Source organism: Chryseobacterium sp. 6424 (assembly GCF_003692615.1).
Classification (GTDB): Bacteria; Bacteroidota; Bacteroidia; order Flavobacteriales; family Weeksellaceae; genus Kaistella.
This window is the reverse complement of the sequence record NZ_CP023540.1, coordinates 1,098,205-1,111,208: the sequence shown is the minus strand read 5'-3', so window position 1 is coordinate 1,111,208 and position 13,004 is coordinate 1,098,205. Positions and strand designations below refer to the sequence as shown.

General features: G+C 42.6%; 14 protein-coding genes. 4 read left to right on the top strand and 10 right to left on the bottom strand.

Annotated elements, in window-relative coordinates; translation table 11 throughout:
* Positions 1-6: 6 nt before the first annotated feature.
* The 4 genes from CO230_RS12355 to CO230_RS05165 form a co-directional block, all read right to left on the bottom strand.
* A complete protein-coding gene (locus CO230_RS12355; protein ID WP_228438194.1) occupies positions 7-231 on the bottom strand; it encodes a hypothetical protein in 225 nt (74 codons plus the stop codon).
* A complete protein-coding gene (locus tag CO230_RS05175) occupies positions 189-1,115 on the bottom strand; it encodes a TonB-dependent receptor plug domain-containing protein (protein WP_228438193.1) in 927 nt (308 codons plus the stop codon). The genes CO230_RS12355 and CO230_RS05175 overlap by 43 nt, the downstream gene beginning before the upstream one ends.
* The gene (locus CO230_RS05170) at positions 1,075-1,638 is read right to left on the bottom strand and encodes a fasciclin domain-containing protein (RefSeq protein WP_228438192.1); all 564 of its coding nucleotides are present in this window, start codon (positions 1,636-1,638) and stop codon (positions 1,075-1,077) included. Before CO230_RS05170 ends, CO230_RS05175 begins: the two co-directional genes overlap by 41 nt.
* Before the next feature lie 305 nt (positions 1,639-1,943).
* Positions 1,944-2,624, bottom strand: coding sequence for a peptidoglycan DD-metalloendopeptidase family protein (locus CO230_RS05165; RefSeq protein ID WP_122027617.1), 681 nt, complete (start codon positions 2,622-2,624; stop codon positions 1,944-1,946).
* A 210-nt stretch (positions 2,625-2,834) separates the two neighbouring features.
* Between CO230_RS05165 and CO230_RS05160 the strand changes: the two genes are divergently transcribed.
* On the top strand, positions 2,835-3,260 hold the full coding sequence (locus tag CO230_RS05160; RefSeq protein WP_122027616.1) for an endonuclease domain-containing protein: 426 nt from the start codon (positions 2,835-2,837) through the stop codon (positions 3,258-3,260).
* A gap of 94 nt (positions 3,261-3,354) precedes the next feature.
* Here CO230_RS05160 and CO230_RS05155 read toward each other — a convergent pair whose 3' ends face one another.
* From CO230_RS05155 to CO230_RS05145, 3 genes are all read right to left on the bottom strand, one after another.
* Positions 3,355-5,340 (bottom strand): urocanate hydratase, encoded by a 1,986-nt coding sequence (locus CO230_RS05155; RefSeq protein ID WP_122027615.1) that lies wholly within the window; start codon positions 5,338-5,340, stop codon positions 3,355-3,357.
* Between the two features lie 92 nt (positions 5,341-5,432).
* Positions 5,433-5,732, bottom strand: coding sequence for a hypothetical protein (locus tag CO230_RS05150; RefSeq protein WP_122027614.1), 300 nt, complete (start codon positions 5,730-5,732; stop codon positions 5,433-5,435).
* Positions 5,733-5,758: 26 nt separating this feature from the next.
* Complete coding sequence (locus tag CO230_RS05145; RefSeq protein WP_122027613.1) at positions 5,759-6,025, bottom strand: hypothetical protein; 267 nt, start codon at positions 6,023-6,025, stop codon at positions 5,759-5,761.
* 204 nt (positions 6,026-6,229) lie between these two features.
* Between CO230_RS05145 and CO230_RS05140 the strand changes: the two genes are divergently transcribed.
* The 3 genes from CO230_RS05140 (at position 6,230) to CO230_RS05130 (ending at position 10,958) form a co-directional block, all read left to right on the top strand.
* Positions 6,230-8,716: an FtsK/SpoIIIE family DNA translocase gene (locus tag CO230_RS05140; RefSeq protein ID WP_122027612.1), complete on the top strand. Its 2,487-nt coding sequence runs from the start codon at positions 6,230-6,232 to the stop codon at positions 8,714-8,716.
* Between the two features lie 61 nt (positions 8,717-8,777).
* Positions 8,778-9,425, top strand: coding sequence for a LolA family protein (locus CO230_RS05135; protein ID WP_122027611.1), 648 nt, complete (start codon positions 8,778-8,780; stop codon positions 9,423-9,425).
* A 78-nt stretch (positions 9,426-9,503) separates the two neighbouring features.
* A complete protein-coding gene (locus CO230_RS05130; protein ID WP_122027610.1) occupies positions 9,504-10,958 on the top strand; it encodes an LptF/LptG family permease in 1,455 nt (484 codons plus the stop codon).
* A 7-nt stretch (positions 10,959-10,965) separates the two neighbouring features.
* Here the strand turns inward: CO230_RS05130 and CO230_RS05125 are convergent, their stop codons facing one another.
* From CO230_RS05125 to kdsB, 3 genes are read right to left on the bottom strand one after another with little or no spacing between them, the layout of a single operon-like run.
* Positions 10,966-11,535 carry a glutathione peroxidase gene (locus tag CO230_RS05125; RefSeq protein WP_122027609.1) on the bottom strand — a complete coding sequence of 190 codons (570 nt, stop codon included), beginning with the start codon at positions 11,533-11,535 and terminating at the stop codon, positions 10,966-10,968.
* A gap of 17 nt (positions 11,536-11,552) precedes the next feature.
* Entirely contained in the window at positions 11,553-12,215 is a 663-nt protein-coding gene (locus tag CO230_RS05120; protein ID WP_122027608.1) for a LolA family protein, read from the bottom strand.
* A gap of 43 nt (positions 12,216-12,258) precedes the next feature.
* Positions 12,259-12,999 carry a 3-deoxy-manno-octulosonate cytidylyltransferase gene (kdsB, locus tag CO230_RS05115; protein WP_122027607.1) on the bottom strand — a complete coding sequence of 247 codons (741 nt, stop codon included), beginning with the start codon at positions 12,997-12,999 and terminating at the stop codon, positions 12,259-12,261.
* Positions 13,000-13,004 lie beyond the last annotated feature (5 nt).

Sequence of the window (13,004 nt, the reverse complement as noted above, 5' to 3'; positions counted from 1 at the left end):
TAAATTCTAAAACTCAAAAATAAGCCCGAAGTAAGGCAAGGTGGTCGCACGGTCTTGCTCGCCGGTTTCAAGCAGATAATATTGTTCTGCCAATGGCGCTGTGGGATTGGCAATAACCCCATTATCCTGGGCATCGCGCTGAAGGTTCACTACCGGCAACGCGCTGGGACTTGCAGAACCATACACGTTCACCACATCCACATACGCGGTAAGCTGCCATTTGCTGAACACCCATTTTTTTCAGCTCGCAAATCCAATTGGTGCGCTACATTCCCCCGGGCGCTGTTGAGCCTGCTAAAATCTGACACCGGCCCATTGGCTATGTTCCAGATGTTTACCAAAGCGCTGCGTTGCAAGTCATACGGCGTTTCGGGCAGACCAGACTGCAAACGGAAGCGTGCCCCGATATTCCAGTTTCTGTTGAAATATTTACCGCCGGTTAAAGTAAGGATATGTCGCGAATCCCAGCTTGATGGCAGAAGATTTCCATTCGATTCAGAAAATTTAGAATAACCGAAAGTATAAGCTATGATACCGTACAGATTGTTTACCGTACGCTTCTGGGCAAGCAACTCTACGCCATAGGTTTCGCCAAAACCACGTGAATCCAAAGGTTCGCTGCCCACTACGCCAAAATCGCCACCAACGTTAGCAAGTGAAATTTGATTTCTGAGAGAAAACGGGTAGTTCTTATATTTCTTGTAGTATCCTTCAACGGTCAAACGCAGGTTATTTTCACCGTTATATTCAAATCCACCAACGATATGGGTATTTCTGATGTATTTCAGTGTGTTTTTATTGATCAGGAGATCATTTTCAATAAAACCTAAAGCAGTGTAAGTGGGCAGTTGATAATAAATACCGGTGTTGAAATTAAACGCGAACCGATCGGTAAATCTATAGCTCAGTGAAAGACGAGGCGAAAACTGCTCCAGCGGATTTTCTGTATTATCGGAATAATTGCTGGCATCTAAACGCAAACCGGCTGAAACCTGCAAACGGTCGTTCGCAAACTTACGCGCAGACTGAAGGTAAAGACCATACTGAATCAAATCCAGATCCGAAGTAAAATCATCAAAGTTTATGGCATTCTGCGTTACATTTTTGGGTAACAACAGTCGGCAAACCAATCACTTTATCAACTTTGTGTATTACCCCATTGTCAGCACTAATGTTGGTAGCCGTTACAGTAGAAACACCGTTAATTCTCACTCCGGAAGAGGTATTGATGTACATGCTGATATTTCTGGAAGACGAAGCCGAACCTTTGGCAAGCATAGAAACATATCCAGTCGTTACATCTGCCGCTATCACTTTGAAAGACGGTACATGATTTAGCAGAATTTCTCTGAGTGTTGCTACCGGTACAGCCTCAAGATTGGCGAATCCGTTATCTTTCAAGAAGGTAGCAAAAGCCGCATTAGAAGGCGCGAAAACAGTAAAAGTACCACTGCTTTGTAGTGTAGTAGCCAAACCCGCTTTATCTATAGCCGCTTTTAAATTCGACAGGTCCGTATCCCGGGAAGCAAGTTCATAAATACTGCCGGAACTCGGCATTTCATCCCGAGATTCTTCACAGGAAATCATCACAAAGCCGAACATTAACGCTACGGCAAACAGTTTCAAAAGATTTTTCATAATGTAGATATTTTTAATTTGAAACCAACAAGACAACTATTGTACTAAATGTTAATTTTTAGTATTGAATTTTACTATTGATATGATTGATGAGACTTTATCGAAAAAGGATAAAATACTGAGATTGTGTGAAATAGTTAAGAAATTCAAAAAATTTGATGACCTGAAATTACTCGTGCAGAAATAAGAGTCACAAAGTGTTTAAATGAAATAAATAAAACTCCCGGTTTGGGGAGTTTTGGTGATATTTGAAATGTTTGCTTATAAATCTTCTACAGTTTAAGAGAAATTGCGCAAAGTAAGTTTTACTCCTTAATTTTCAGCAGTAAATTCGGGTCCGGACAGTTATCGCGGTAAAAATCCACTTCGCTGAAACTGCACACGCCGGGATAATCGCCTTTCTTGCTTTCGATATCTTTAATAATCTGAAAATGCAGATGTGGCGCATAATCACCGTTCACCGGCGGTTTACCGAGTTCGGCGATCTTCTCGCCCTTTTTTACGGGTTGCCCTTCCCTTTTTCCTGTAAGACTTTCCAGGCTTAAATGTCCGTACAGTGTGTAAAAAGTAAAACCTTCAATTTCGTGTTCCAAAATGATCGTCGGGCCATAATCACCGAGAAAAGTGTTGTTCTGGAAACTGTGGATTTTTCCGTCCAGCGCGCTCAAGACAGAAGTTCCGGCTTTGATCCACAGATCCAAGCCGATGTGGATGTTCCGTTCTTCTAAATTATCATCGTTGAAGTTCGTACTCCTTTTATATAGGTTGCGCTTTTCGAGATAACCGCCGTACGCCACTTTCGCCTGATTTTTTGAAAGATACTCTTCCACAAAATCCTCAAATTTTTCAGCATCAGTAAGGTCTAAATCTAGTTCATCGGTGTGTTGTGCCGAAAGGTCGAACGCAACGTAATCTTTGTAATCGATGGATGCGTCGATGACTTTTACACCAGTTTGTTTTAGGAGAATATCTTTTAAGGTGTTCATCTTTATTCTAAAATTCAAATATAGAGAATGTGGTGAGAATATTTTGAGGGAATTTGCTGTAAACTTTTAAGCGAAATAACCTTTGAATCCAGACTTTCTCTTTAGAACCCAGGGAATTCCCCTCCGCTGGAGGGGTGGCGAAAATTCGGAGAATTTTTGACGGGGTGGTTCCTGCATTCGAAAAAAACTTAATTTTATTTAAAAATTGGCATGCCTGAAAAACGAATACTCACTCACATCAATGGCGTCATCATTTATCGGAACTTCGTGGAAAACCTTCCTTATAATCCCCTTCTGGTACCATTAACAAAGAAAAAAAGAAAGGCAGGAATCTTATCTGAGGTATTATTCTGGCAACAAGTGCGAAACCACAATTTTCATCGTATCGATTTTGACAGGCAGCGTATCATCGGTAATTATATCGTTGATTTTTATGTAAAAACCTTAGGACTGGTAGTTGAGATCGATGGTTTTAGTCACGGTACAAAGCAGGAATATGACGCTGTACGGACAGCTTTTATGGAAAAACTGGGTCTAAAGGTTTTCCGCATCACCGACTGGGATGTAAAGCAAAACTTAGCGGTTGCGATGAAAGATCTGGAGGACTTTATCATTGCGAATTACAGTGCGCCTTAGTAAACCACCCCGTCAAAAAATCAAAGATTTTTTGCCACCCCTCCACCGGAGGGGAATTCCGATATTCCAATTTTCAAATTAACTCATTTTCAAATTAAAAAAGACTCTCATCCACAAAATTCGGCAGCGTCACTTTCAGATTCGGTTCGGCTTCCATGGCTCTCTTGATGGCGAAAACGGCGCCCTCATTCCTTGCCCAGCTTCGACGGGAAATGCCGTTGTTCACGTCCCAGAACAGCATTGATTTTAATTTTCTGTCGGCATCGGCGCTTCCATCGAGCAACATCCCGAAACCACCGTTGATGACTTCGCCCCAGCCAACGCCACCACCGTTGTGAATACTCACCCAGGTCGCCCCACGGAAACTGTCGCCGATTACGTTGTGAATCGCCATATCTGCCGTAAATCTCGACCCGTCATATATGTTGGAAGTCTCTCTGTACGGCGAATCCGTCCCCGAAACATCGTGATGGTCTCTGCCCAAAACCACCGCGCCGATCTCTCCGCTGGCAATCGCTTTATTGAAGGCTTCGGCGATTTTCATTCTTCCTTCCGCATCGGCATATAGAATCCTCGCCTGCGAACCCACGACCAGATTGTTATCCTGAGCGCCTTTGATCCATGTGATATTATCTTTCATCTGCTGCTGAATTTCCTCGGGAGAATTTTTAATAATTTCCTCCAAAACCCGGCAGGCAATTTCGTCTGTTTTCTTTAAATCTTCAGGTTTTCCGCTCGTGCAGACCCAACGGAACGGCCCGAAACCATAATCAAAACACATCGGTCCCATAATATCCTGCACGTAGGAAGGATATCTGAACTCTCTCCCCAAAGTCGGTTTTGCTGCCATGACATCAGCTCCGGCTCTTGATGCTTCCAGCAAAAAAGCATTCCCGTAATCGAAAAAGTAGGTTCCTTTCGCGGTGTGTCTGTTGATGGCTGAAGCGTGTCTTCGCAAGGTTTCCTGAACTTTTCCTTTGAATAATTCAGGGTTTTCTGCCATCATCGCATTGGATTCTTCAAAGGTCACATCAACCGGATAATAACCGCCCGCCCACGGATTGTGAAGCGAAGTCTGGTCTGAACCAATATCGATCCTTAAATTTTCTTCATCAAATTTCTCCCAGACGTTCACCACATTTCCGAGGTAAGCCAGCGAAACCGCTTCTTTATTTTCCTGCGCTTTTCGCACTCTTGCAACCAGTTCATCCAGATCTTCATGGATTTCGTTGACCCAATTTTGATCGTGACGAATTTTTGTAATCTTCGGATTCACTTCTGCAATGACGGTAACGCAACCTGCGATATTTCCAGCTTTTGGCTGAGCTCCAGACATTCCGCCCAAACCTGAAGTTACAAACAACCCGCCTTTGGGTTCTTTATTGATTTTTCTGAAAGCATTCAGAACCGTAATCGTTGTCCCGTGTACAATTCCCTGCGGACCGATGTACATATAGCTTCCGGCGGTCATCTGTCCGTACTGTGTCACACCCAACGCGTTAAATTTTTCCCAGTCGTCGGGTTTGGAATAATTCGGGATCATCATGCCGTTCGTCACCACGACTCTCGGGGCGTCTTTATGCGAGGGGAACAACCCCATCGGATGCCCGGAATACATGGTTAAGGTCTGTTCATCCGTCATTTCAGACAGATACTTCATCGTCAGAAGATATTGCGCCCAGTTCGAGAACACGGCTCCGTTTCCACCATACGTGATCAGTTCGTGTGGATGTTGTGCTACGGCATAATCCAGGTTGTTCTGAATCATCAGCATGATGGCTTTGGCCTGTTCAGATTTTCCGGGATACTCTGCAATGTCTCTCGCTTTCATCTCGTAATCCGGACGGAAACGGTACATATAAATCCTGCCATATTTTTCCAGTTCTTCCCTGAATTCCGGCAATAATTCTGCATGGAATTTCGGTTCGAAATAACGTAAAGCATTTTTCAGCGCGAGTTTTTTCTCTTCGTCGGTCAGAATTTCTTTGCGTTTCGGCGCGTGATTAATGGATGTATCGTAAGGCTTTGGCTGAGGAAGTTCGGCGGGAATCCCCTGTCTGATTTGATCCTGAAAGGTCATATGCATTTTTTACTTTAAGCTTATCTGTCTAGCTTCAAAAATAAGCATAAAAAAATCCCGCGCAAGGCGGGAAGGTATTTTTGGTCTTAAATTTATCCAAGGATATCATCATTGTCCGATTCATGGTCGTCTGCATTGTCGCTCAGACTGTAGAAATCGTTTTCCTCATCTTCCGGTCCTACGCCATCCATCACCACACCCTCTTCATCCTCGGGCAAAGGAACATCCAAAATATCGCCAACGTCGGTCACCGGTGGGGTTTCGTCTAAAATCGGATTGCCATCACCGTCGATCGGTACGTGTTCTTCCTGGTTGAAAATGTCGTTTTCAGGGCTGTAATCCATGTCGCGTAGCCTCTGGTCCTGTTCGCTTCTGTTATTTTCGGGTGCCATATCTTTATTTTATTAAGGTTTAAATTTTACATTTCCTCGCCCAGTTGCTGGTTTTTATTGTTCTCCCAGGCATCGTTGTAGGCTTTCTGCTGGTCTTCCCATGCGCGTGGAGGTATGGCATTCTCGGCATCTTTTACAAAATTCTCTTGGGTGATTTCTGGGTTTCTATCATCCTTGATACGTGCCTGGGGATTTTCAGTGGCGTTGTTCTCTTCGTTGTAATCGGGATTGTTGTCTAGATTACGTTCGGGGTTATTGAAGTCCTGGGATTTCTTGAAATTGTTGTTATCCATAGTATGGTATTTTGTGATTTTTAATGAAATTCAAATAGCATTCCGAAGGAGATTTTAAATTGAAAACTTCTGTTATTTTTAATAGATGCCACCTTCCATTAAGTTTTAAAAAACAGTGGCATTTAGCAAAAACAAGTTAATATTTCAAATGCCATTGCAGAAAAATTCTTAAATTTTATTTTTAAATTTGCCCACATTCATTTTATGGAAAAAAACACAAAAAACGCTTCTGTAAAAGCACTTGCGCAAAGCAAAACCCTATCTAAACCACGGATATTTTTTGGGATACTCTTCTTGGTGGTTTCGGTGGTGCTCACCTTTTCATTTATTTCGTACCTCATGAACTGGCAGGCAGATCAAAGCCAGGCCGGTACCATGCTCGATAAGTCGGTACAATCCTCGAATATTTTTGGTAAGGTGGGCGACTGGCTGGGTAATATGTTTATTTTCGAAAGTATAGGGGTGGCAGGTTTTGTAGTGGCATTCCTGTTTTTCGTGTGTGCCATGATCATCATGAAGAAAAACTACTTCAAACCATGGAAGACCATTGGCCATTCTTTGTTTTTTATTTGTTGGCTGCCGATTTTTATGGGCGCAATCACCCAAGGACAAGGCGTACTGAGTGGTGTTTACGGCTTCCAGATTATGGATTTCCTTAATGCGGTAATTGGCACGGCCGGTCTGTGGTTGGTACTTTTCGTAAGTATTGCGCTGTATTTCATATTAGAATTTAATCTGAATCCTAATAACGTAAAAAACAAACTAAGTGACCTGAATGACAATACCATCGGTCGCGTAAAATCTTTGATGCCCAAATCTGCCGAAAACTTCGAGGCAGATGAAGAACTGGAAGCTATCGTAGAAGAAGCACGACATGAAAATCCGGAGGCGATGCCCGAGCCTAAAATAATACCACCCACCGAAGTTGCGGTAAAAGGATTTCCGCCAGTGGAAATATCTACGGAAATCGAGCCGATAAAAACGCCAAATGAAACTTCTTTTGAGGACAATCCGTCTAAGATTACAGTTACCGAAGATGCCGGCATCACTCTGAACCTAAAACCTGAACCTGTTTTACCCAATACACAGGATGAATTTGATTTTAAGGTAGAAGTCGCCCAAACTGCGGATGATTACGATGACAGCGATGATAAGTCGCAACAACTGGTACAAAAACACGGCCTGTACGATCACAAACTAGACCTGGCGACCTTCCAGATGCCGCCTGTTGAATTGCTGAAAGATTATGGTAACACCGAAATCGCCATCAACCGTGATGAACTCGAGGAAAATAAGAACAAAATCGTTGGCTTACTTAAAAACTTTAATGTAGGTATCGCTGAAATCAAAGCGACCGTGGGTCCTACGGTTACTCTTTATGAAATTGTTCCCGAAGCCGGAATCCGCGTGGCATCCATTAAAAAACTTCAGGATGACATTGCGCTGAACCTTTCGGCTTTAGGCATTAGAATTATCGCGCCGATGCCCGGAAAAGGCACCATCGGTATTGAAGTCCCGCGGAAAAATCCTTCGATGGTTTCTATGCGGAGTGTTATCGCCTCGCAGAAATTCCAGAATACGGACATGGATCTGCCGGTGGTTTTCGGAAAAACGATTTCTAATGAAATCTTCATGGCCGACCTCGCCAAAATGCCGCATTTGCTGATGGCCGGGGCTACCGGACAGGGAAAATCTGTCGGTATCAACGCAATCCTGACTTCCCTACTCTACAAGAAACATCCGAGCGAACTGAAATTCGTGATGGTAGATCCGAAGAAAGTGGAACTTTCACTGTATTCAAAAATCGAAAGACATTATCTGGCTAAACTGCCGGATGGCGATGACGCAATCATCACCGACACGCATAAAGTAATCAACACCTTGAATTCACTTTGTGTAGAAATGGATCAGCGGTATGATTTGCTTAAAAATGCCTTCTGCAAAAACTTAAAGGAATACAATAAAAAATTCAGTGAAAGAAAACTGAATCCTGAAAACGGCCACCGCTACCTGCCTTATATTGTTTTGGTTGTGGATGAATTTGCGGATTTGATTATGACCGCGGGTAAAGAAGTCGAATTGCCAATCGCCAGACTTGCGCAACTTGCGAGAGCTGTCGGAATTCACTTAATTGTAGCCACACAGCGCCCTTCGGTGAACGTAATTACTGGTATGATTAAAGCCAACTTCCCAGCCAGAGCGGCGTTCCGTGTGATTTCGAGCGTAGATTCACGTACGATCCTTGATTCTCCCGGGGCAGACCAACTGATTGGTAAAGGCGACATGCTTTATTTTAATGGAAACGAGATTCTGCGCCTTCAATGCGCATTCGTGGACACACCGGAAGTGGAGAAAATTGCGGAATTCATAGGAGCCCAAAAAGGTTATGCGTCGGCATTTATGCTGCCAGAATACTCAGGTGACGATAATACCAGCAGCACGGCGGCCTTCGATCCTAATGAAAAAGACGCTCTCTTCGAAGAAGCGGCCAGAATCATTGTATCTACCCAGCAAGGCTCCACCTCAATGCTTCAGCGTCAACTGAAACTTGGGTACAACCGTGCCGGCCGCATCATAGACCAGCTGGAGGCTTGTGGCATCGTAGGCAGCTTCAATGGGGCAAAAGCACGAGAAGTGATGATTGGCGACCTTCATTCATTGGAACAGTTTTTGGAAGAAATGCGCAAATAATTTTGAACTTTAAACAAGAGTTTAACTTTATCTTAAAAACTTCATCAAAAAAATAAAAAGAATGAAAAACATATTGAAAAAATTTACCCTCGGAATATTTATTTTAGGTGCTTCCCTTACTTTATCGGCCCAAAAAATTGATGCGAAAGCTAAAAATTTACTAGACGCGGTAGCCAATAATTATAAGTCGAAAAACAATGTTTACTTCAAGTTTGTGTACGGAACCGGCAACGGACGTACCGTAACCAAAACAGAGCCCGGCATTTTTTACTCAGCCAAAGACAAATATAAATTGAAAATCATGGGAACTGAGCAGATTTTTGACGGGAATAAAGTCTATAATATTTCTGCCGAAGACCAGGAAGTCACCATCGCAAGACCAAACGGCAGCGGGCAGATGTTTTCTCCGTTAAGTTATATTGAGGAATATAAAAAAGGCTACAATGTGAAATACGTAGGCAAATTAAATGTAAACGGTGTGAACGCAGATCATATTAAACTAACACCGACTAAAAATAACGGTATTAAAGAAGTAAACATCTTTATCAACGGTGCAAGGAAACAATTGGTGAAGCTGGAGCAGTTCGGTAACGATAATTCGGTATCGGTGATTGCCATCAGCAACTATCAGGAAAATCAAAAACTCAGTAATTCGATGTTTTCCTTTGACAGAAATCTTTATAAAAACTATCTGATTACAGAACTTTAAATTGCAAAGCCCTTTCAAAAGAAAGGGTTTTAATTGTTTTTAAAGTAAAAATCTATGCTTTTTTGGTAAATTTGGCGCATGATAAAAAAGCTTGACGGCTACGTCATCAAAACATTTTTCGGCCCCTTTATATTCATCTTCAGTGTGCTGTTCTTCATTTTTGTGGTGAACATCATTTGGATACAGTTGGCACAGTTCACCGGCAAGGGATTAAGCTACTGGGAAATCCTGAAGCTCCTCGCCTATCTTTCGGTTAAAGTGGTGCAGCTCGTGCTGCCGCTTACCATCCTGCTTTCTTCTATCATGACTTTCGGTGATTTTGGTGAACGATATGAGCTTGCGGCGATGAAGGCTGCCGGTATCTCGCTCACCCGAATAATGACACCATTATTCGCGGTGTGTTTTTTGTTTTCCTTCTTTCTCTTTCTGTTTTCTAACAACGTTATTCCAGATTTTCAGCGGAAAGCCAAAAACATGCTTTACAATATTGCTGCCACCAAACCTGCACTGAATTTCGCGCCTGGACAGTTTATTCAGCAAATCCCCGGATACAGTGTAAAATTCGATAAAATAAGTGGCGAAAGCGGTGAAAACCTGGATGGTGTCTTCATCCACAAAATGGCCAATTCCTACGAGAACCAACAATCGATTGTTGCTGAAAAAGGGAAATTCGTGCCTGCTGAAAACAGAAATTACCTTAAACTTGTTCTATTCAACGGACATATTTATGAAGATAATATCGGTAATGTAGATTACAACCAGCGGTTGAAACAACCCGACCAGGCCATAAAATTTGATACGCTGGTGTCGCATTTTAATATTTCTGATATCATCAACAAAGCCCTGGAAGCGGAACAGATTACCGATGATTACTCGTTTCAGCACTTTTTACAGTTGAATTCTACCATTGATAAAACAAAAAAGGAAAACCACAATATCCTCAGCAACCTCAGCAATGAAGTCATCAATCATACAAACGGCTATGTAGGCTATATCGACAGAGTGAAATCGCCTGTACCACCAAAGGCGCCGCCCGCCATCACTTCACTGAAAAAAGAACAGAAACAAGAACTGCTGTACAGCGCTTACAGTAAAATTGAAGGGATAAAGCAACTGAATGCGGGTAAAAAATCACAGGTAAAAGATTTGCACTCTTATTTTTCGCGTGTGGTAATGTACCAACAGCGGATCTTCGCGTATTCAGTAACGTGCCTGATATTCTTCCTCATAGGCGCCAGTCTTGGCTCCATCATCCGGAAGGGTGGTTTGGGATTGCCGGTAGTGATCGCGATCATCATCTTCATTATTTTCTACGTGCTGAATCTCTCCGTAGAGAACATGGCTTGGGCGGGCGAAATAGATCCTTATCTTGCCTCATGGCTGCCAAATATGGTACTGTTCCCGTTCGGTGTGTGGCTGACCTACAAAGCGCTGACAGATTCGCAACTGTTTGATATTGAGAAATATAAAAACTTTTTAAAGCCTGTAACGAAGTTATTCACAAAGAATAAAGAGCACCAGCGTTACCGTTGAAAACCCTTTAGCGGAAATATTTCACAATCGCTTCATCGGTGGGTTTAGTGGTACTTACAAACGTATCGATAAGCCGCCCGTTTTCATCAAGCAAAAATTTGGTGAAGTTCCACAAAATAGTCGTGTTCTTTACGCCATTGAGGTCTTTATCCGTCAGATATTTAAAGACAGGCGCTATGTCATCGCCTTTCACCGATACCTTGGCGGCCATCGGAAAGGTGACACCATAATTTTTTTGGCAGAAAGCACCAATTTCCTCATTGGTACCCGACTCCTGATTGCCGAAATTGTTCGCCGGAAAACCTACAACGGCTACTTTATCGCTGTATTTCTTTGAAATTTCTTCGAGATCGGCGTACTGTGGCGTGAATCCACACGCTGATGCTGTGTTTACAATCAGTATTTTTTTCCCTTTGAAGTCTGCAAAATCAATTTCATTACCGTCCAGACTTCCTACTTTAAAATCGTGGATGCTTTTCATGGCTGTATTTTTATCCTGTGAGATCTCCTGTTTGTGATTGGTACAGTTTTGTACGAAAGCCGCGGCGGCCAGCAGGAATATGAATATCTTTTTCATCGGTAAAGGTGTTTTTCTTAAAACTTGAATGTATTGGGTGGAAGAACTTTATTGGTCTCGATTTTATAAAGCGTAATCACATAATCGCTGTCTTTCTTTGCCGAAGAAGCCTCTATACGGAAGGGCATCATCAGCGCGCCAACATTGCGGTAATCGCTGTACTGCAACGTTTCATCATTCTTTATTTCTTTTATCAGCATGTAGGTTTTTGTATCGAAGTAATAAAGTGTTTTGTTCACGTTTTTTGTAAGTTCTACCTTATGTGTGTAGGTATTGCCGATTTTTTCTTTGCCCAGATATTTTGCCTCAAAACCTTTGGCTTCCCAGTCTATAAAATCTGTATCGAAACTTTCGGGCGTATAATTAGGATATTCCTGGAGTTTATTGGCCGCATAATTCATCGCGTAGCCTTTTTTACCATCAAACCCTTCAATTGCGGTTTTTTTCTTATTGATGACGATGGTGGTTTTGGTAAGATTGGGCCTTTGCTGATAGATCTTGATCGGATATTCATCTTTGATTCCTAAGGTAAGTTTGCCTTGCAGAATGGTAGAGTTTAGTAACTTCCAGTTGGTTAATCCGCCGGAGCGTTCGATGTTCTGACTGATGATTTCCTTTGCAGTTTGGGCGGCAGCCAGTCCGCTGACGAAGAGGACAAATACTAAGAACAGCTTTTTCATTAAAATCTTTCTATTAATTTTTCAAATATATATTTTTTTGAACTTAAGATTGCGCAGTGCGATCCAAAAGTTCGCGGGCTTTCTCGAGATCCGCGGGCACATCAATGCCTACACCTACAAAATCTGTTTCTATCATGCGGATCTTCATGCCATACTCCAGATAGCGCAGACATTCAATCTTTTCTGATATTTCCAGCGGCCGCATAGGCAATTTCGCAAAATCAAGCAACGCATTCTTCCGAAACGCATATACGCCAATATGGCGGAAATAAGTAGTTGCGACCCCAATTTCACGCGGATACGGTATTGCAGAACGACTGAAATAAAGCGCAAAACCTTCATGATCGGTGATTACTTTTACCACATTTGGGTTTAATACCTCTTCTTCTTCCTGAATTTTAATTTTAAGGGAAGCCAACGAAATCCTTCCCGACTCATCATCCTGAAAGACTGAGATCAATTGACGCAGTGGCTCTGTTTTCAGAAAAGGTTCATCCCCCTGTACATTCACCACAATATCACAATCAATGTGCTGTACAGCCTCAGCGATGCGATCGCTGCCGGTTTCATGTGGACCGGTTTTCACGGCTTTGCCGCCCGTCTTGGTAATTTCTTCAAAAATGATATCTGAATCCGTGGCCACAAAGACTTCATCAAACAGGCGGGTTTGTACCACATTATCATAAGTAGTGGCGATAACGGTACAATCACCAAGCATCTGCATGAGTTTGCCCGGGAATCTGCTGGCCTCGTAACGTGCCGGAATAACAGCAATAATCTTCATTAAAA

Coding starts and splice junctions, on each gene's coding strand:
- CO230_RS05170 (WP_228438192.1), bottom strand. CDS start 1,638: ATGAAAAATCTTTTGAAACTGTTTGCCGTAGCGTTAATGTTCGGCTTT.
- CO230_RS05165 (WP_122027617.1), bottom strand. CDS start 2,624: ATGAACACCTTAAAAGATATTCTCCTAAAACAAACTGGTGTAAAAGTC.
- CO230_RS05160 (WP_122027616.1), top strand. CDS start 2,835: ATGCCTGAAAAACGAATACTCACTCACATCAATGGCGTCATCATTTAT.
- CO230_RS05155 (WP_122027615.1), bottom strand. CDS start 5,340: ATGACCTTTCAGGATCAAATCAGACAGGGGATTCCCGCCGAACTTCCT.
- CO230_RS05150 (WP_122027614.1), bottom strand. CDS start 5,732: ATGGCACCCGAAAATAACAGAAGCGAACAGGACCAGAGGCTACGCGAC.
- CO230_RS05145 (WP_122027613.1), bottom strand. CDS start 6,025: ATGGATAACAACAATTTCAAGAAATCCCAGGACTTCAATAACCCCGAA.
- CO230_RS05140 (WP_122027612.1), top strand. CDS start 6,230: ATGGAAAAAAACACAAAAAACGCTTCTGTAAAAGCACTTGCGCAAAGC.
- CO230_RS05135 (WP_122027611.1), top strand. CDS start 8,778: ATGAAAAACATATTGAAAAAATTTACCCTCGGAATATTTATTTTAGGT.
- CO230_RS05130 (WP_122027610.1), top strand. CDS start 9,504: ATGATAAAAAAGCTTGACGGCTACGTCATCAAAACATTTTTCGGCCCC.
- CO230_RS05125 (WP_122027609.1), bottom strand. CDS start 11,535: ATGAAAAAGATATTCATATTCCTGCTGGCCGCCGCGGCTTTCGTACAA.
- CO230_RS05120 (WP_122027608.1), bottom strand. CDS start 12,215: ATGAAAAAGCTGTTCTTAGTATTTGTCCTCTTCGTCAGCGGACTGGCT.
- kdsB (WP_122027607.1), bottom strand. CDS start 12,999: ATGAAGATTATTGCTGTTATTCCGGCACGTTACGAGGCCAGCAGATTC.